Source organism: Congregibacter sp., from assembly GCF_965662665.1.
In the GTDB taxonomy this organism is placed as follows: Bacteria; Pseudomonadota; Gammaproteobacteria; order Pseudomonadales; family Halieaceae; genus Congregibacter.
In genome coordinates, this window is sequence record NZ_CBFIIF010000009.1 from 1 (window position 1) to 17,961 (window position 17,961).

At 55.4% G+C, this 17,961-nt stretch carries 19 protein-coding genes; 8 read left to right on the forward strand and 11 right to left on the reverse strand.

All coding sequences use genetic code 11. The annotated features are described in order from the left end of the window. Positions 1-274, reverse strand: a 274-nt coding sequence (gene rdgC, locus ACTG39_RS05525; protein ID WP_439106542.1) for a recombination-associated protein RdgC, incomplete at its 3' end; no start/stop codon positions are given. A gap of 167 nt (positions 275-441) precedes the next feature. On the opposite strand from rdgC, the gene ACTG39_RS05530 reads away from it, so the two are divergent. Genes ACTG39_RS05530 through ACTG39_RS05540 form a run of 3 tightly spaced genes read left to right on the forward strand, consistent with a single transcriptional unit; the run spans position 442 to position 3,654 of the window. Continuing rightward, positions 442-882, forward strand: a complete 441-nt coding sequence (locus ACTG39_RS05530) for a VOC family protein (protein WP_439106543.1) — start codon at positions 442-444, stop codon at positions 880-882. Positions 883-891: 9 nt separating this feature from the next. Further along, a complete protein-coding gene (locus ACTG39_RS05535; protein ID WP_439106544.1) occupies positions 892-3,267 on the forward strand; it encodes a SpoIIE family protein phosphatase in 2,376 nt (791 codons plus the stop codon). Positions 3,268-3,270: 3 nt separating this feature from the next. Further along, a complete protein-coding gene (locus ACTG39_RS05540) occupies positions 3,271-3,654 on the forward strand; it encodes an STAS domain-containing protein (RefSeq protein WP_439106545.1) in 384 nt (127 codons plus the stop codon). Between the two features lie 34 nt (positions 3,655-3,688). On the opposite strand, the gene ACTG39_RS05545 is transcribed toward ACTG39_RS05540, so the two are convergent. Next, positions 3,689-4,390, reverse strand: a complete 702-nt coding sequence (locus ACTG39_RS05545; RefSeq protein ID WP_439106546.1) for a glutamine amidotransferase-related protein — start codon at positions 4,388-4,390, stop codon at positions 3,689-3,691. Positions 4,391-4,549: 159 nt separating this feature from the next. Here ACTG39_RS05545 and ACTG39_RS05550 point away from each other — a divergent pair, with 159 nt between their 5' ends. Beyond that, on the forward strand, positions 4,550-6,802 hold the full coding sequence (locus tag ACTG39_RS05550) for a tetratricopeptide repeat protein (RefSeq protein ID WP_439106547.1): 2,253 nt from the start codon (positions 4,550-4,552) through the stop codon (positions 6,800-6,802). A 10-nt stretch (positions 6,803-6,812) separates the two neighbouring features. Here ACTG39_RS05550 and ACTG39_RS05555 read toward each other — a convergent pair whose 3' ends face one another. Next, positions 6,813-7,412 carry a YceI family protein gene (locus tag ACTG39_RS05555; RefSeq protein WP_439106548.1) on the reverse strand — a complete coding sequence of 200 codons (600 nt, stop codon included), beginning with the start codon at positions 7,410-7,412 and terminating at the stop codon, positions 6,813-6,815. Between the two features lie 124 nt (positions 7,413-7,536). After that, positions 7,537-8,457: a ribokinase gene (gene rbsK, locus ACTG39_RS05560; protein ID WP_439106549.1), complete on the reverse strand. Its 921-nt coding sequence runs from the start codon at positions 8,455-8,457 to the stop codon at positions 7,537-7,539. A 79-nt stretch (positions 8,458-8,536) separates the two neighbouring features. Between rbsK and deoC the strand changes: the two genes are divergently transcribed. After that, positions 8,537-9,217 (forward strand): deoxyribose-phosphate aldolase, encoded by a 681-nt coding sequence (gene deoC / locus ACTG39_RS05565; protein ID WP_439106550.1) that lies wholly within the window; start codon positions 8,537-8,539, stop codon positions 9,215-9,217. 174 nt (positions 9,218-9,391) lie between these two features. Here the strand turns inward: deoC and ACTG39_RS05570 are convergent, their stop codons facing one another. Continuing rightward, complete coding sequence (locus ACTG39_RS05570; protein ID WP_439106551.1) at positions 9,392-10,390, reverse strand: multidrug DMT transporter permease; 999 nt, start codon at positions 10,388-10,390, stop codon at positions 9,392-9,394. A 59-nt stretch (positions 10,391-10,449) separates the two neighbouring features. Next, positions 10,450-10,872: an HIT family protein gene (locus tag ACTG39_RS05575; RefSeq protein ID WP_439106552.1), complete on the reverse strand. Its 423-nt coding sequence runs from the start codon at positions 10,870-10,872 to the stop codon at positions 10,450-10,452. A gap of 220 nt (positions 10,873-11,092) precedes the next feature. Here ACTG39_RS05575 and ACTG39_RS05580 point away from each other — a divergent pair, with 220 nt between their 5' ends. After that, entirely contained in the window at positions 11,093-11,782 is a 690-nt protein-coding gene (locus ACTG39_RS05580; protein WP_439106553.1) for a PEP-CTERM sorting domain-containing protein, read from the forward strand. On the opposite strand, the gene ACTG39_RS05585 is transcribed toward ACTG39_RS05580, so the two are convergent. Beyond that, the gene (locus tag ACTG39_RS05585; protein ID WP_439106554.1) at positions 11,773-13,197 is read right to left on the reverse strand and encodes a M20/M25/M40 family metallo-hydrolase; all 1,425 of its coding nucleotides are present in this window, start codon (positions 13,195-13,197) and stop codon (positions 11,773-11,775) included. The two genes, ACTG39_RS05580 and ACTG39_RS05585, sit on opposite strands and share 10 nt — an antisense overlap. 153 nt (positions 13,198-13,350) lie before the next feature. Here ACTG39_RS05585 and ACTG39_RS05590 point away from each other — a divergent pair, with 153 nt between their 5' ends. Further along, a complete protein-coding gene (locus ACTG39_RS05590; protein ID WP_439106555.1) occupies positions 13,351-13,485 on the forward strand; it encodes a hypothetical protein in 135 nt (44 codons plus the stop codon). A 13-nt stretch (positions 13,486-13,498) separates the two neighbouring features. Here ACTG39_RS05590 and ACTG39_RS05595 read toward each other — a convergent pair whose 3' ends face one another. From ACTG39_RS05595 to ACTG39_RS05605, 3 genes are read right to left on the reverse strand one after another with little or no spacing between them, the layout of a single operon-like run. After that, positions 13,499-13,855, reverse strand: coding sequence for a hypothetical protein (locus ACTG39_RS05595; RefSeq protein ID WP_439106556.1), 357 nt, complete (start codon positions 13,853-13,855; stop codon positions 13,499-13,501). Next, positions 13,855-14,373 carry a DUF1697 domain-containing protein gene (locus ACTG39_RS05600; RefSeq protein ID WP_439106557.1) on the reverse strand — a complete coding sequence of 173 codons (519 nt, stop codon included), beginning with the start codon at positions 14,371-14,373 and terminating at the stop codon, positions 13,855-13,857. Before ACTG39_RS05600 ends, ACTG39_RS05595 begins: the two co-directional genes overlap by 1 nt. 5 nt (positions 14,374-14,378) lie before the next feature. Next, complete coding sequence (locus ACTG39_RS05605; protein ID WP_439106558.1) at positions 14,379-14,573, reverse strand: hypothetical protein; 195 nt, start codon at positions 14,571-14,573, stop codon at positions 14,379-14,381. Between the two features lie 180 nt (positions 14,574-14,753). On the opposite strand from ACTG39_RS05605, the gene ACTG39_RS05610 reads away from it, so the two are divergent. Continuing rightward, entirely contained in the window at positions 14,754-15,926 is a 1,173-nt protein-coding gene (locus ACTG39_RS05610; protein ID WP_439106559.1) for a DUF3047 domain-containing protein, read from the forward strand. Between the two features lie 34 nt (positions 15,927-15,960). Here the strand turns inward: ACTG39_RS05610 and parE are convergent, their stop codons facing one another. Next, positions 15,961-17,847, reverse strand: coding sequence for a DNA topoisomerase IV subunit B (gene parE / locus ACTG39_RS05615; protein WP_439106560.1), 1,887 nt, complete (start codon positions 17,845-17,847; stop codon positions 15,961-15,963). Positions 17,848-17,961 lie beyond the last annotated feature (114 nt).

The window sequence follows — 17,961 nt, forward strand, 5'->3', positions numbered from 1 at the left end:
CTTCGATAGCTTCTACACGCTCTTTCACCAGATCCCGAACCACGGAAGGGGGGAGGATTTTTTCTTCTCTGCGCAGGCACAGCATAAAACGCCCATCTGCTGCGTGCACCAGTGTTTGCGCGCCTTCGCCAAGCGCTGGCACCCAGCCCACAGAGAGTGGCTGCGCTGGAGTGCATGGCTTAAAACCTCGATCAGACAGCTTGTCTTCGAGCTGCTCGGCAGAGAACTCAAGACCACGGGTCATGCGGTATGCCCGCAGATTTTTGAACCACATAAATAGGAATATCCGGCGAAAGGGCGGCACATTCTACACAAGCAAACTGCCAATACCATGTCTGTCGGTGGGAGAAATCGCTCTCCTAGGCTGCGGCAGAAGATCGGGCTTGCCGCGGAGCAGGGAGCTGCCTAGTATCGAAGCTCAATTTTTGACGGATAATCAGTATGCAGTATTTGCACACCATGGTTCGCGCCCGAGACCTTACCGAAACAATGGACTTTTATTGCAACAAACTCGGTCTTGTAGAGACCAGTCGCTACGACAGCGAGCAAGGTCGCTTTACCCTGGTGTTTCTTGCCGCGCCTGGCGACGTGGCAAAGTCCGGGGACACTAACGTGCCCATGGTAGAGATCACGCACAATTGGGACCCGGAAGAATACGACGGTGGACGTAACTTCGGGCACCTTGCCTATCGTGTGGATGATATCTACGCGACCTGCCAGCAGCTTATGGATGGCGGCGTCACCATCAATCGTCCTCCTCGAGATGGTCACATGGCCTTTGTACGCTCTCCCGATGGTATTTCTATTGAACTGTTACAAGCCGGCGAGTCTCTGGAGCCTCAAGAACCCTGGGCGTCCATGCCCAATACCGGCAGCTGGTAAATTTAGACTGTGAGTCGCTCGTTCACAGCGCGACTGGTTGTTGCGGTAACTCTGGTTGCCGCCGCAATTATCTCTATAGGCCTGTTTATAGATTATCGGATCTCCCGGGAACGGATCGTTACAGATCTTGAGGAGGGCGCGCGCAGCTCTATCGCCGCTGCCGTTTTACGCATTCGGGAACTAACCACCGGGCTCGAAGCCTCTGTGCTCTTTCTTGGAGAAGCCATTGACGAGGTTCCCAATGAAAGCCGAATGGATTCCGTCCTGCGCAGCGTCATCGACAGGAATCCAAACGTGTTCGCTGCCGCCATAGCCCTTGACCCGTCGGTCACGAAGTCCCCTGCAGGCTTGGCACCCTACATTTACCGCAAGAGCGGCAGTCTGGTAAGAACGGATTTAACGAAAGCGGCAGCACCCTATTGGGAGGAACCCTGGTTCGCCGCTATTCGGGATTTGGGCCGCGCCGCCTGGGTGGAACCTTATTATGAAGACACCGGTGCAAATACCGAGATTACGACATTTTCGGCACCGTTATACCGCAGTGGCTGCGATGGTCAGCAACGATTTATCGGCGTTGCCACCATCGATCTACGGCTAAGGGATTTGCATGACTATCTGGACGATTTACGTATCGACAAACGGGGGTTTGGATTTCTCCTCACCGCCCAGGGAACGCTGGTCGGTGCCCCGGATGGTGTGGTGATAAGCAGCCCCATCGATCAAATACTTGAAAGCGACAACATTTCGGATTGGGAAAGCTGGCTCCAAGCGGATAGCGCAGGTCCCAGACAGACTGAGGTTCGCTGTCCTGACAGCGAAGAACCCTGCGAACTCCTACTTGCCGGGGCAGGCAACAACCAATGGTCTCTGGGTCTTGTCTATTCGGAGTATGCCTTTCTCCGGCCCTTACGCGACTACCAAGTGCGCATGCTCATCATGGGTACAGGAATGCTAACGCTCATGGCACTGGTAGTTAGCGTAGTAGCCAGACGACTGACCGCACCTCTCTTGGCACTCTCAAGGGCGAGTGGATCCATCGCTAGGGGAGAGCTGGACGTAGAGCTTCCCACACCCACTGGAGACGACGAAGTTAGTCAGCTGATCAACTCCTTTGACAGCATGCGCCACGACTTAGGCAGCTACATACGCGACCTCGAATCCGCAGCAGCGCAGCGCAGCAGAATGGACGGTGAGCTCAGCGCTGCCCGAGAGATTCAGATGGCAATGCTGCCTCAGGGTGGCCAAGCGGTGCTTGATGATGAGGCGATAAGTTTGTGGGCTCGGGTGCGCCCCGCACGGGCGGTGGGAGGCGACCTTTACTCGCTCCACCAAACGGGTCGACAGTTACTCATCAGTATTGGCGATGTGTCTGATAAAGGCGTGCCTGCGGCGCTGTTTATGGCCCGGGCCATCAGTCTTATCCAGCAGTGGGAAGTCCAGCCGGCAACGGTGCCTCCCGACCTCGCCCTGCTGCAGCTCAATGAGGGTCTGACGAGGGATAACGATAACTGCATGTTCCTCACCCTGTTTATCGCCGTGCTAAATCTGGACACTCTCACGCTGCGCTACGCTAGCGGAGGTCATAGCGCCCCCGTGCTTCTTCGCGAAGGCCAGCCAAAGATCCTCGAGCAAGATCGCGGGCCGGCACTGGGACTGCAGGAGGGGCTAACTTTTCCGGTTAACGAGCTTCAACTGCGGTCCGATGATCGCCTGGTCATCTACACCGACGGATTTGATGAAGCTCAGAACACTGCAGATGAATTGCTGGGAGAAGACCGACTTTGCGAAATCCTCGCTCGTCCCGACAATCTGCCACTGGCCGAGGCAGGGGACGCGATTTTTGCTGCCGTAGATACGTTTACCGATGGAGCACCTCAATTTGACGATATGTCGCTGATGCTTCTTGAGGTACCCGGTCAGCGTCGCGCAGCCCTGCAGGCTGAGCACAGCAGTCTGACAATTGATCAGAGCCTGCCGGGACAAGCGGCTCGCTGGCTCGAAGAGCAATGGCAGGCCCAGGGTCTCCCCAGCGGAGCACTCTTCGATATGCAGCTTGTCCTTGAGGAGCTCATTTGTAATGTTCGCGACCATGCACAAACAGAAGACAATGCCACGCTGAGCCTGGGTCTCGAGCGCTTCATAGATCGCGTAGAGCTAGAGTGCGTTGACCCGGGTCAAGCCTACAATCCCCTCACAGAGGCCAATCGTTCAGAGCTTGGTGAGAATACCGAAGACGTGAGCATCGGTGGTTTGGGACTACATTTGATAACCAAGCTAACCACTCGACAGTCCTATCGCCGGGAAGAGGGTCGCAATATACTTCGCTTACGACTCGACATAGCGCCCCCGTCGCAGGACGATCAAAATACCGTCACCGGAGATTGAATAATGAACCTCGACACCCAGCTCCACGAAGATCACGCCAAGTCGTTGTTGCGAGTGAGCATGATTGGCGGTCTCAATACGGACACCGCCCCGGGCTTTGAAAGCATCCTCGCCGGCGCCATTGCCGAGGATTGGAAAATGGTTCTCCTCGACATGCAGGCCCTGGATTATGTGAGTTCGGCAGGTTTACGGGTGATTTTTAAAGCTGCGAAACAACTCAAAAGCGCTGGGCGCAGTCTCGCTGTCGCAAATCGTCAGCCACAAATCGAAAAAGTCTTCGAGATTCTGCAAGCACTTCCTGATATGGAAGTGTTTTCTAACGATGCCGAATTAGATGAGTACCTCGACGCCATGCAGGCCAAAGTTCGCAACCCGGACGCTTTCTAAATCAACTAGTGACCCAGCGAGTTGATCCAGGGCCCTAGTTTTTGAGAAATTCCAGTATCCACATTGCCATGCGGTCCGTTGCCGCTTCCTCTGAGAGGGACGCGATACCTGACTGGTAAACGGGCTCGGTGATGATCTCGCGCCGAAACTCCATAATTGCCCGTGAGTATTCATTCACGAATTCGGGATGCCCTTGCAAAGTCAAAATATGCTCTCCGATCTGACACACGGCATTGGGACAAAAATCACTGCTTGCGAGCACTTTGGCTCCCGTCGCATTCACAGTTACCTGATCCTGATGCGTCACCAGTATCGGAAACTCCAAATCTCCATCATCGAACCATGCCGGGCGTTCGGAGAAGCGATGGTGATGTATGCCAACGCCCCAGCCCACGCTCGCCTTTTCGGTGCGGCCACCCAGCGCATGCGCGATGAGCTGATGACCAAAACAAATACCTACCAGCTTTTTGCGCCGAGCATCCAACTCCTGAACAAAGCTCATCAGCGGTGCTATCCAGGGAAGTTCGTCATAAACGCTGTGACGGCTACCGGTAATTAAATAGCCATCTACTTCATCAATGTCAGTGGGGTATTCGCCCAAACGGACGTCATACACCACAAACTCCATGCTCGGATCTCTTGTACCCAGCAGCGACATAAACATGTCCGGGTATTCACCAAAACTGCCCACCCACTCTTCGCGCACGGCATCTGTTTTTAGAATTCCAAGTTTCACGAATTGATTCCCGACAAAAAACAAGGAGAGAGTCTACGAACCCCTGCGACTCCCTGTCTATATCCCACCAGAGGGAGCCCAAGATTGCGTTACCATGCGCAAATGAAAAATTTCCGCTCCCCTGGGTCGAAAAATAGCGTTGCCTCAGGCCTCGCTAGCTTGCTGCTATTCGGCGCTCTTCTTATCGGTGTCGACGCCAGCGCGGCCGACGAAGAACCTCATAAAGGCTTTGTGGGCACTGAGACCTGCGCCAGTTGCCATCAGAGCGCGCATGCCCAATGGCAGAACTCCCATCATGACTTGGCGATGCAAAGACCCACCAGCGCCACGGTGTTGGGGGATTTTGACAATGCTTCCTTTGACTATTTTGGTGCACAAACGCAGTTTCTCACCCGCGACGGCAACTACTTTGTGCGCACGGATGGACCCGATGGTCGCGTTACCGAGTACAAGGTCGCCTGGGTATTCGGTGTAGACCCGCTCCAGCAATATCTCTTGCCTATGGAAGACGGCCGTCTTCAGGCACTGGCCATTGCCTGGGACACTCGGGACGCTGCACAGGGCGGTCAGCGCTGGTATCACCTGTACCCCGATGAAGAGATTCTCTCTGATGATCCGCTGCACTGGACCGGTCCCTATCTGAACTGGAACACCCGCTGCGCCGAGTGCCACAGTACAGATGTGCAAAAAAACTATGACGCCAGCACACGTACATTCGCCACAAAGTTTTATGAAGAGGATGTGGGCTGCGAGGCTTGCCACGGACCCGGGAGCAAGCATGTATCGCTCGCACAGTCAGGCAGACTCGGCGCAAACTCAGCTTCGGGACTGCAAACCGACTTAAGCGCGCGGGGGCAGTGGTACTTTCCGGAGGGGGAATCTATTGCCCGTCGCAAAACTGCTCTTAATAATCAGCAACAGGTGGACAGCTGTGCGCGCTGCCACGCGCGGCGCGGTACTTTAGGCGACTATGAGCACGGTAAACCGCTAGCCGATACGCATCGGCTCTCACTGTTGGGTGAGCCGCTATATCACCACGATGGTCAGATTCTGGATGAAGTGTACGCTTATGGCTCTTTCATGCAGAGCAAGATGTCTCAGGCGGGTGTCGTGTGTTCCAACTGTCACGAACCGCATTCCAATAAACTGCGAGCCCAGGGCAATGGTGTCTGTGCCCAATGCCACAAAGCCGAAGTGTACGACTCGACGCAACATCACAATCATCCCGCATCATCCGCCGGCGCCCAGTGTGTTAACTGTCATATGCCTGCGCAAACCTACATGGGCGTGGACGCGCGGCGGGATCATTCCATGCGGATACCCCGTCCTGATCTGAGCGTAATGATTGGCACGCCAAACGCCTGTTCTCAATGCCACAGCGATCAATCATCACAGTGGGCCCTCGACGCACTGCGAGACTGGGGCACTGACTTTGGAAACAGCAGCAAGCATCCAGCGGTAGCGATGGCAGCCCTGCAAAGGGGCGATAGCCGCGCGGTTCCCAGCTTATTGGACCTGGCCAACGACGACACCGCCGCCGCAATCTGGCGGGCAACAGCGCTGGACCGCGTCTCAAGCAGCGGCTCCCAGGCCGCGTTGGACGTCGCTCAGGGACTGCTCATATCCGACGATCCGCTGCTGCGCATATCAGCGGTCCGAGCAATGCAGCAGCTGCCGGTAGCACGGCGCTACCTGGCTCTGGCTCCTCTCATAAAAGACCCCGTTACCGGTGTTCGCATGGAAGTCGCCATGAGCCTTGCCTCCGTCCCTCTCAACGAACTGGATCCTCCTCGACAAAAGGCCCTGCTGGCGCTCTTCGATGAGTACAAAGCAGTGCAAGGGCAACATCGCGATATGCCAGCGATCAATATGCAGCTGGGAATCTTCAATGTCACACGCGGCGACTTTCCGGCGGCTGAATCCGCCTATAGGGAGGCGCTGGCGCTCAACCCGCAGCTCATATCAGCTTATCTGAACCTGGCAGACCTGCTCCGCGGTCAGGGTCGTGAAGACGAAGCTAAGGCGCAGCTTGTGACGGCGCTCGGTGTGAACGCTCAAAGTGGCGATGCCATGCACGCTTTGGGTCTCCTGGAAGCTCGGGCAGGCAATCGAGACATTGCCCTCACTTGGTTAGCTAAGGCCGCGGCCCTGGAGACTGTCGGTTCACGGCACCGCTTTGTTTATGGCGTCGCCCAGCATGACTTTGGCGATATGACCGGGGCGCTGCAAACCCTCAGGCAACTCCACAGCGCGTTGCCTGCAGACGAGGAGGTGCTCCTTGCCCTTGTTAACTACAGTGCGGAAAACGGTAACGCCGATATCGCCAAGCGCTACGCCAAAAAACTCCTGATACTGGCTCCCCGAAACCCCAACTATCAACAGCTGGCAGCGAGCCTCGGACTCACAAACTGATCAAAGCGGCTTAGTCGCTCTCTGGGACGAATACCAACTGGCCGGAAACGGGTACAGCAGTGCTGATGCTCTTTAGACCGGCGACCTCGCGGAGTATCTCGATCCCGCCGTCGAGGCCAAAGTCGGCAGCTTTCACGACGATTGGCTCACTGATAACCACCTGCAGACCGCCATCACTGAGTCGCGTAACTAACACCTCGGCGATGTAAGCCTGCTTTACTCCATGAAGATCGACCTCTACCTCTATGGCAGTATCGCGGCTTTGACCTATAGGCAGCTCGGTGAGTGATTGGGGTACTTCAGCATTCAGAAGCGCCGCAGGAAAACGCACGGTCTCAAACAGCAATTCACGCATTCGCTGATTGCGAATGGGCACTAGCGTCTCAACACTGTCTAGATCCAAAGCGACTTGTGCTGCGCCAGTATCGCTAATCCCCCCGGTGATCGCCCGAAAATGATGTAGCTCTGCCACACTGGCGTTTTTGACCGACATAAACTGCACAGCAGATCGCTCGCCATCGAGCTCCCAGCTTGCGAGCGCCGCGGTGCTCGTCGCAGCGAGGAAGATCGCGCCGCCAAGTGCGGCGAAATTTTTTAACAAGACGTTCATCCAGCTCTCTCTCATAATTTCTAACGAGTTGAGTGGCCGCTTCTACAGCCGACTCAGCAATGATTCAACATTCGTACTTTACCCAAGGCTAGCAGCTTCCACGGGCATTCACAGGTCCGCCTTACTATGCGTTCGAAGCTTGCCACTGAGCGAACTCTTCTGCAGTGGCATAGGAGGTCTGCGTTCCTTTACCGGTGACGCTGTGGGAGGCATAGCTCACCGCGCGACCTAGAGCGACTTCTACCTCGGCACCCGCCGCGAGCTGGGCTGCAAAACAGCCAATAAATCCGTCACCAGCACCCGTGGTATCCACCGCACTGACGGTCGGCGCAGTGATATGCGTGCGCTCATCACCGTGCATCCAAAGTGCGCCTTTATCGCCAAGGGTCACGATGAGATTTTTTAGGCCCTTTGCTAACAGCGAACTGGCCGCTGCGGCGATCTCATCGTCATCGCCCACGGGCATGCCCGTAAGAATCTCCAGCTCTGTTTCGTTGGGTACGAAGTAATCGCAGCGACAGGCGTAGTCGATATCCAGCTCGGTACTCGCAGGCGCAGGATTGAGAAGCACGGGAATACCGTTGCTATTGCCAAAGTCGATGGCCGCATACACGGTCTTCAACGGTATCTCCAGCTGCAGAATAATCATATTGCACTGCTTTAATCGATCGGCGGCTGCGTCAATATCCGCCGGTAACAGATGCATATTGGCGCCGGGAATAATCAGAATACGGTTCTGAGAGTCAGCATCGACCCATATAGGCGCAACGCCGCTGGACACGCCGGGCACTTTTGTTACGTGCTCAATACTGACCCCGTACTCCTGAAAATTGGCGAGGGTCTTGTCCGCAAAGGCATCATCACCCACGCGGCCCATCATCAAAACGTCCGCTCCCAGCTTCGAAGCAGCGACAGCCTGATTAGCGCCTTTTCCTCCACAACCCATGGCGAATTCATTGGCCACCAGGGTCTCTCCCGCCTTGGGAACCGTGTCGGTATAGGCAATAAGGTCGACCATGCAGGACCCGATAACAGCAATTTTCATAGCAGTGCTTCCGTTCTTATTCGATGCGCGACAGTGTAGCCTAACCGACCTTAAATTCGACTGCATCAGGGCCCATTCTATGGACAACTATGACAATGCGACTATCGCAGCAGCCATTGATCACACCTTGCTAAAACCGGAAGCTCATGCCGTCGATGTCGATCGTATCTGCGACGAGGCGCTGGAACATAGCTTTGCCGCCGTTTGCGTTAACAGCCTCTGGGTACCAAAAGTTGCCGAGCGACTCGAGGGCAGCTCTGTAAAGACCTGCTCAGTCGTTGGGTTCCCCTTGGGCGCTTCGTTACCCGGCGCCACGGCGGCTGAAGTACGTATCGCTATCGACGCCGGCGCTCAAGAAATCGACATGGTGATGTCCGTAGGCGAGGCACTGGAAGGTAACTGGGAGGCTGTGCAGGCGGGGATCGCAGAAATTCTAGCCAGCTGCGCAGACGTTCCCCTTAAAGTGATCCTTGAGACCTGCTTACTCACAGATTCACATAAACGCCTGGCCTGCGAGATCTGCCGCGACCTCGGCGTTGCATTTGTTAAAACGTCCACTGGATTCAGCACGGGCGGCGCCACCATCGAAGACGTTGCGCTAATGCGCAGCGTTGTCGGTCCCGACATAGGCGTAAAAGCATCGGGGGGTATTCGCGACCGTGAAACTGCGGTAGCCATGCTGAACGCAGGGGCTAACCGTTTGGGTTGCAGTGCAGGGGTTGCGATTGTTACCGGAGGGGTTGGGGCTGAGGCTTACTAAAGCAGATCACTTCATCGTTACGTAAAAGCGCCGCACTGCATACAGTGCTGAAATGAGGGAGCGTCGGCGTCCATAAATGGACGCCGCCGAGCTGCCAGGGATGGCGCTTTTTGCGTCTCCCGAATTCAGCGCTGTATGCGGTGCGGCGCTGCGTCTAAAACTATGCTGTGTGTTCTATCTCGAGTAAACGATCAGCCCGAGTCCCACGAAGAACAGTGCGAACATCGCCGTAATCATCATGGAAGTACCTTCGGGCGCGTCTTTGAACTCCTTCCAGATAAACACGCCCCAGAAGGCGGCAACCATGGTGGCGCCCTGACCAAGTCCGTAGGAAATAGCGGGTCCAGCCGCTCCCGAGGCGATAAAGCTGAAGGAAAAGCCAACACACCAAATCGCGCCACCGAGGATGCCTACAAGGTGCAGGCGAGGCGTTCCCTTACTGAAGTATTCGCCGATGGGGGCGACTTCTCCGGACAGGGGCTTGTACATCAGCGGTATCAGCCAAATGATATTGGATACGAGTAGACCTACGGCAAACACCACGCCAGCACTGTAGGGCGTCATGAGTCCCGCCTCGGGGTTTGCAAAATCCATGGAGATAGAGGCCGCAACAAAACGATAAAAGAAGCCCATGGCGATACCCGCGATCACCGAGATCGCCAGGCCTTTGCCCACGGAGCGCCCTTCATCCTGGGGCAAGCGTGCGTAGATCAATGCGCAGACAACGATTGCGGCGGTGACCAGACCTACACCGGCAAACAAATACACGGGGTCACCCACGGGGGCCGCGATGTAGTTGGTCACCACGCCGATCACCAGCGCCAAACCAATCGCAACGGGGAAGGCTACTGCCATACCCGCAATATCAATCGCCACCACCAGAAGAATGTTGGCGAGATTGAATACCACACCGCCAATGAATGCGGAGCGAACCGCTTCGGACCCTGCCTGTGAGATATCGGGCATAAAGGCCCGGCCTTCTTCGCCAGAGGAGCCGATGGTAAACGCGAAGAGCAATGTCAGGAGCAACACGCCCAGAGAGTAATCCCAGTAAAAGAGCTGGAACTGCCATTCGTTACTGGCGAGCTTCTGGGTGTTCGCCCAGGATCCCCAGCACAGCATGGTAATCAGGCACATCGCAACGGCGATGGTATAGGACTCAACTATGAGCATGGTGGGTTCTCGTTTTTATTAATCTCGGATCGCCATAATCAGGCTGCAGGCAGAAAGTTTCAAGCACTGCGGAGAAGCTCTACCACCCCATCGCGGAGCTCCTGAATTTGAATCTCAGAGTAGTGGCCCTGATCCTCAAGGTTTCCCCACACCGGCGCCGGCCAACAGGGATCATTCTCCCGACGACCGATTACGTGCAAATGTAATTGCGGAACTACCAGACCCAAAGCGCCGACATTTACGCGGGGGTAGTGCAGCGTACCCTTCAGATAGTGGCTGACCCTGCTCGCCAGATCCAGCAAGGCTTCGCGTTCGCCCACCGGTAAATCCAGCAAATCCGCCTCATCCGTGTGGGGCACGAGAATGAACCAGTGCAGAGCCGCATTGCGATGCAGCAACAACTCCGTAAAAGGCAGGCTCGCCAGCAGGTGGCAGTCCCTGGCGAGCGTAGGATGGAGCTGCCACTGCTTCGTCGAACTCATTGGGTTTCCAGGCTTAGTAAAGGTTTCCAGCGCATTCTCAGCTGCAACGAATCTAAGGTCAAAGATCGTTTGCACACACAAGGCAATGTGACGCAGCTCACGGTTTGTCGGCCAACGGAGCCTTGAAAGTGACACCGATCACATACAAACAGCCGCGAGGCTGCGCTAACACTGCTTGTAAGGCTCAATACGATCCAAACCACGTTAGAAATACTAGATCATGCGCTACTCAAAGTTTGTTGCCGGTATCACTCTTGCGACCTTTTCAGGTCTGGCAAGTGCAGGACTCGTCATCGATTCGATCAACGTAGAGATGGTGAGCACCTCATTTTCTGCCAGAAACATGGCCGAGTCTAACGAAGAAAACTATGCAGCAGCGCTGAATGCTTTCCAATCCAGCGAAGGGGCCGTATGTAGTGAAGACCTCCAGGCCCTCGAGGATGTTAGCTATCGCGGCACCTGTGGCGGCGGTAAGAGAAATTACGGTGCTTTATACACGATCACTGGCAGCCTGACCGGAGGCGCCGAGTTTCAGTTCGGACTCGACTGGGGCCGCGGTGGTTTTACCTCTGCGGACTCAACAGACGCAGCTGTAGACTACTTCAATGAAGATATTTGGTGGTCCAAGAACTGGAACAACTCTGACGTAAAGAGCTACGTTCTCGCCGACACTGGCGACTTTTCTCTCACGCTCCTTGGTTTCGAGGGCTGCTGCGACGGCATCAACTCCGCCCAGTATCGCACTTGGAAAACGCCGCAGATCTCCCTATTTAGTCAAGGTGGCCCACAAGTACCCGTAGGTAATACCTCCGAGTGGGCTACGCTGGAAGTTAATGCCGTTCCCGTACCAGGCTCACTGCCCCTCATGGCAGTCGGCGCACTGATACTGTGGCGTCGTCGTCAGTCGTAAACCACGGCCTCGATGATCGCTAAGTGATCATCGACCCCGGCGCGAAACGCTGCTTCACTGATTCGCTCATCGTTCCCGTGAATCCGAACCATTTCGGACTCCGGAATAATCGTGGGCGTAAAGCCATAGCTGGCGATGCCGGCGTCCCGCGTAAAGTGGCTATCAGTAAACCCCGTTGACACCGATGGCATCACTCGAGAACCCGGGTGCCTTTCAGCCGTGATGTCTGTAATCGCACTATAAAGGCGGGATCCTGTATCGGTAATCGCTGGCGAGAAAGCCATCAACACTTCGACTTCTACACCGCTGGGCGCGACCAGCTCGCGCATCTCTTCCACAAACTCATCGACCGGCTTGTCAGGGAGAATCCGACAATCAATCTCGCCCCAAGACTCAGGCGGCACAACGTTAATCTTGTTGGATGCTGACATTCGCGTGATCGAGCAGGTGTCACGGGTTAACGCGTGCATGGGTGGTGAGAACTTTTGCAGGCGGGTTAAGAAACCAGGCTCCTCAATAGCTTCGGCCATGTTTGCAAATGCGGGTGCCCATTCGGGCTCCGCGCTTTGCGCAATACTGCGAAACATCGCATCTACCGGAGCAATGATGCGCGCCGGGAAAGGGTTGGTTCGTACCAACTCCAATGCTTGAACGACACGCGTAACCGAAGAGGTCGGATAAGGCATAGAGCCGTGCCCAGGTTTGTCCACACTGGTGAGCCTTAGCCACACCGGGACCTTTTGCGTCAGCTCTACAGAAAATATGGTTTCTCCTTTTGCGGTCAGACGACCGCTGCCGCCCTCATTCAACAGGAGACCTGCATTGTCGAAAACTTCAGGATGATTCTTGAGCAACCACCCCGCGCCAAACAGTCCGCCAGCCTCCTCGTCTGCAGTAGCCACAAACACTACATCCCGGTTCAAGGGTTTGCCTGCGCGATGCAAGCTAAGGAAAGTGGCAAGCTGGGTAATACCCGTGCCCTTCATATCGATGGCACCGCGCCCCCAAATGTATCCGTCACGAATCTCTCCAGACAGAGGATCAGTGGTCCAATACTTTGGGTCAGCGGGTACCACATCGGTGTGCTGAAGAAGGATCAAAGCGGGCTCATCGCCGCCTTCGATGCGCGCCCAGATATTGCCGCGTCCGGGTGCACTTTCTGCTGAGCTCCAGGAGATACCCTCGGCATCAAAAATCTTGCTGTAGAACTCCACGGCGCGGTATTCGTTACCGGGAGGGTTGATGGTGTCGATTTTTAGAAAGGCCTGCAGCCAGCTCACCGCCTCGTCATCAAGGCTTTGGGCAACAGCTGGCAGGGCCGCAAACAAGGAAATCGCGAGCAAACCCCCACCTACAGATCGCGCCAGGGACTGTAAATTCAAACCGTGGAATCGTGCTTTGAGGTCATCACCCACTTAAATCTCTCCTGTTTGTTAGCTGTTCGATACAGCTGTCATATCAGCCCCGCGCTTTGTTTCAGATTTTGCGCGATAATTAGCTCCGCTGAAAATAACGTATCGACAGGGATTTGGCGAACACCGATGTTTACTCGGCTTGGGAATTAGACCATGAAGAAGCCCTCTCCAGTTGCAGGCATTGCCGTGGGTATCGCTCTCGGTGCTGCCATAGGGGCGGGAATAGGCAACCTCGGTGCCGGTATCGCCATTGGTATCGCCTTGGGAGTGGCGCTTTCTCAAAGCTAAGCCACTGAGAGCCTTAGTGCAGCTGCGAGTAGCGGTAGCGTTCCTGCCAGTTGCCGTTGTTGTCCCGCTCGCAGGCTTCTTCGGTATCACAGCGTATCTGGTGGGCTTTCACGTTGATCGGCGCATCCAGCATCTTCAACTCCTCCTGAATCGACGCGGACAAGCGCAGATCCAATTGAGCGCCGCATACCTCCCGCAACTCGTCATCGGTACCAAATACACTCACGATCACCAGCGAATTGGGAAAGTCCTTGTAGTTAACAAAGTGGGTAATCCATACAAAGCCGGGAATAGCCTTGAGCGCCGAATCACAAATACGAGTGAGGGCGGCGCTGAGTGCTCGTTCCGTTTTCTTGTCGGTTTTTTTCACTAGGGCTTGTCATCCAGCATTAACTGAAGCTTGCTGACCGTGTTCAAGTTGCGCCCCGTAGCAGAAACGCCTAGGCAAGATTCTATTTTTGCGACCAGCTTTGAACGCCCTATGCCATCCGGCGCATGGAGATAAAACACGTTGCCCACAAGCGCATAATTTTCGGAAGAGGCCCGAAGTGATTCCAGCAACGCTGTATCTAAATGCGGTGGTGTTGTGCAAAAGTAGAAATGGATGGTGTTCCCCGCCCCGCTAAAAGGATTGGCAGCTACCGCCGCGGCAAATTCGTCCTGTGTGAACAACATGATGCCCGGCTCGAAACCAAAGCTGTCCTTGATTAACGATCCCAGCTCGTCACCCGGATGTACCGGCGCGTCTAAAACGATATTGCCACTTTGAATATAGGTCTGAACGTTGAGGTAGCCGGCGCCTTCCAACAAGGCTTTCAGGGCTTTCATGGGGAGGAGGTTTTTGCCCCCCACGTTGACGCCTCTCAGGAGTACGATGTAAGTGCTCACTGTCTTTACTCCCAAGATTCGCTAGACCGCGATGCTGCAGCATCCGCCACGCTAGAAACCCGGAGCGTCCTCCAGCTAAGACCGGGGTCAATGGGCCCCGCGGGATCGAGATCCAGAGCCTCAAACAAATCGCGGACGTCGACACCCGAACTAGCCTGAGCGACAACCTTGTACACATACAGTGATGTAATCTGACTCATGGGACAAGAAATACAATAAGTAGGTACTCAAATCCACTTTTACCGGATTCTCTTTACGCTTGTATTCGCGCGTAAAAGACCGAAAGATGCGCACATTCGCCTCTAGAGTACTTTTGCCAAATCGCCTTGGTTTTCAAGCCATGACTTTCTATACACACTAAGTGCTTCGAGGAGCTTCCAATGACAGGTCTATTAGCCGATCTCTCTGTCGCAGCGCGGCTGCTGATGCAAGCCACCAGTCGCCGTATCAAAGGCCAACAATCGCCGGCTCCCGACCTTGACGCCTTTCGCTCATCCATTGACCCCTTGCTGCAAGCGGCAGAGCCTGGACTGATCAGACAGATGGCCTGGCTGGATATGCCGGCAGACCAACCGCCCTGGACAGATAGCGGCGTCACTGCTGATGAGGGAGATGAGGTCAGCTATTTCCTTGCAGGACAGGTCTTTGCCAACAAACCCTTAGATCTCCGGTTTCAGCCAAGCCTCCAAGTCTGGTGCCGAACAGGCGATTCCGGTGAGATTTTCCGGGGCACCCGCGGCAGCCACAGCTTTAAAGCACAGAGCGCCGGTCCGGTTTACTTCGGCAACTATTTTCCATCCACATGGAAAAACCCGCAGGGCGAGCTCGCTACCGACACCGATGTGTATAAAGCTAACCGCGGTCTTTTTCGGATTCTGGTTGTGGTTTGGGGGGGCGCTGCCGAAGAGAGTATTCGCAAGCTTCTTGGAGACAAGACCGAAGCGAATCTTAGCGATGAGCTGTCACGTATTGAGCAGGGCGCTACAACGCCAGAGGGTTGGACGTATCTTTGGCATGTCGGACCTGCGGAAATTTTCCGCAGCGGCCACAGCAGTGGCGATGGCACGCCCTGCATACATTGCCGAACCCACGAGGACGTTGGCATTCTTCAGCGTGACGTAGATCAGCCGCTAACACCAGAAAGCGAAATCAGCTGGCGTTGGTGTGTGAACAATCTACCGTCGACTCTTCGCGAAGACACCCTACCTAGCCACGATTACCTGAGCATAGCCGTAGAGTTCGACAACGGTAGAGACATTACCTACTACTGGTCCGCGACTCTGCCCGAAGGCTACGGCTATGACTGCCCACTACCGAACTGGCAGGGAATCGAGTACCACGTTGTCGTGCGCAGCGGCCAAAAAGGTCTGGGAGAGTGGCTGGACGAACGCCGCAACCTTTACGAGGACTACCAGAAATACATGGGCGAACCTCCGGCGCGCATCACCCGGGTTTGGTTTATCGCGAACAGTATTTTCCAGCGTCTCGAAGGAAGTTGCGATTACGCGGACATTCACCTCTCGGGGCAGGAAGGCAGTACCCGGCTGCTCTAGGCCAGTTGCTGGCTGGGCACGGAGCGCGCGAAAGCTACAAAACCTCAGCTAAGTCGCCTTTAGTCTCTAACCAGGACTTTCGATCCCCTGCGCGTTTCTTGGCCAGCAACATGTCCAGCATTTCATTCGTCTCGTCACCGGCCTCAAGCCGCAGTTGAACCAGACGTCGGGTATCCGGACTCATAGTCGTCTCACGCAGCTGCAAGGGGTTCATCTCCCCAAGACCCTTGAATCGCTGCACATTAACTTTGCCTCGCTTCTTTTCGGCCTCAATGCGGTCAAGGACGCCTTGTTTTTCAGCCTCGTCCAGCGCGTAAAAAACTTCTTTACCAATATCGATGCGATACAACGGCGGCATAGCGACAAAAACATGGCCCGCAGAAACAAGAGCGCGGAAGTGCCGAACAAAGAGGGCACAGATTAACGTTGCGATGTGCAAACCATCGGAGTCTGCGTCGGCAAGGATGCAAACCTTGCCGTAACGCAAACCAGACAGATCATCATCCGCGGGATCGATACCCAGAGCGACGGAAATATTGTGAACCTCCTGAGAGGCAAGGATCTCCTGCGAGTCCACCTCCCAGGTGTTGAGAATCTTGCCGCGCAGCGGCAGGATCGCCTGAATCTCCCGATCCCTCGCCTGCTTGGCGCTGCCGCCCGCAGAGTCACCCTCGACCAAAAAAAGCTCGGTGCGAGAGATGTCTTCACCAGAACAATCAGCGAGTTTGCCAGGTAAAGCAGGCCCCGCGCTGACCTTCTTGCGCACCACCTTTTTAGCACTGCGCAAACGTCGCTGTGCTGTGTTGATGCACAGCTCTGCAAGAGCTTCGGCGTCACCGGTGTGCTGGTTCAACCAGAGGCTAAATGCGTCTTTGGCCACGCCGGACACAAAAGCCGCGGCCTCGCGAGAACTCAATCGTTCTTTGGTCTGACCCGAGAACTGCGGGTCTTCTAATTTAGACGAGAGCACATAGCTGCAGCGCTCCCAAATATCATCGGGCGCAAGCTTGACGCCGCGAGGCAAGAGGGAGCGAAGCTCACAAAACTCGCGCATGGCATCCAGCAAGCCTGTGCGCAGACCATTTACGTGGGTGCCACCCTGTGCCGTAGGAATCAGGTTCACGTAGGATTCCGTAATCAGCTCACCGCCTTCGGGCAGCCACTGCACAGCCCAATCTACGGCCTCGGTACTGCCACTGAAACTGCCAGTGAAGGGCTCAGCAGGCAAGGTCGGAAAACCGTCGGTTGCGGACAGCAAATAGTCCGTCAGACCGTCTTCGTAGAACCACTCCTCTTTCTCGCTCTTCTTCTCATCCAGGAAGGTCACCCGCAGACCCGGGCACAATACGGCCTTAGCTCGCAGTACATGTTTGAGTCTGGGCACCGAAAAGTTAATGGAGTCGAAATACTGGGGATCCGGCGTAAAGCGCACGGTGGTACCCGTGTTGCGCTTGCCGCAGCTGTCTATCACTTTGAGTTCTGAGGTTTTCTCACCGCCGGCAAAGCTCATCTCATGGACTTGTGCATCTCGGCGAATGGTTACCGTGAGCTGTTTTGACAACGCGTTGACCACGGACACGCCAACGCCATGGAGTCCGCCGCTGAACTGGTAATTCTTGCTGGAGAACTTACCGCCGGCGTGCAAGGTGCTGAGGATTACTTCAACACCCGGCTTCTTTTGCTCCGGATGCATGTCCACCGGCATGCCTCGACCATCGTCGCTGGCCGACAGGGAGCCATCCGTGTGGAGGATCACATCGATCTGCCGCGCAAAGCCCGCTAAAGCCTCATCGACACTGTTATCGATAATCTCCTGGGCAAGGTGATTGGGGCGCGTGGTGTCGGTGTACATTCCGGGGCGTTTACGCACCGGTTCAAGGCCCGTTAGGACCTCAATAGATTCAGAAGAATAATCGCTCACTGCGGTAGAAATCGCCTGATTAGATAGATCGCGGCATTGTACACGGGAGGATCACAAAACACCGAGCAATAGGCCTGGAGAGGGGCAATTTGATGCAACAAAACTGGCCCGTTG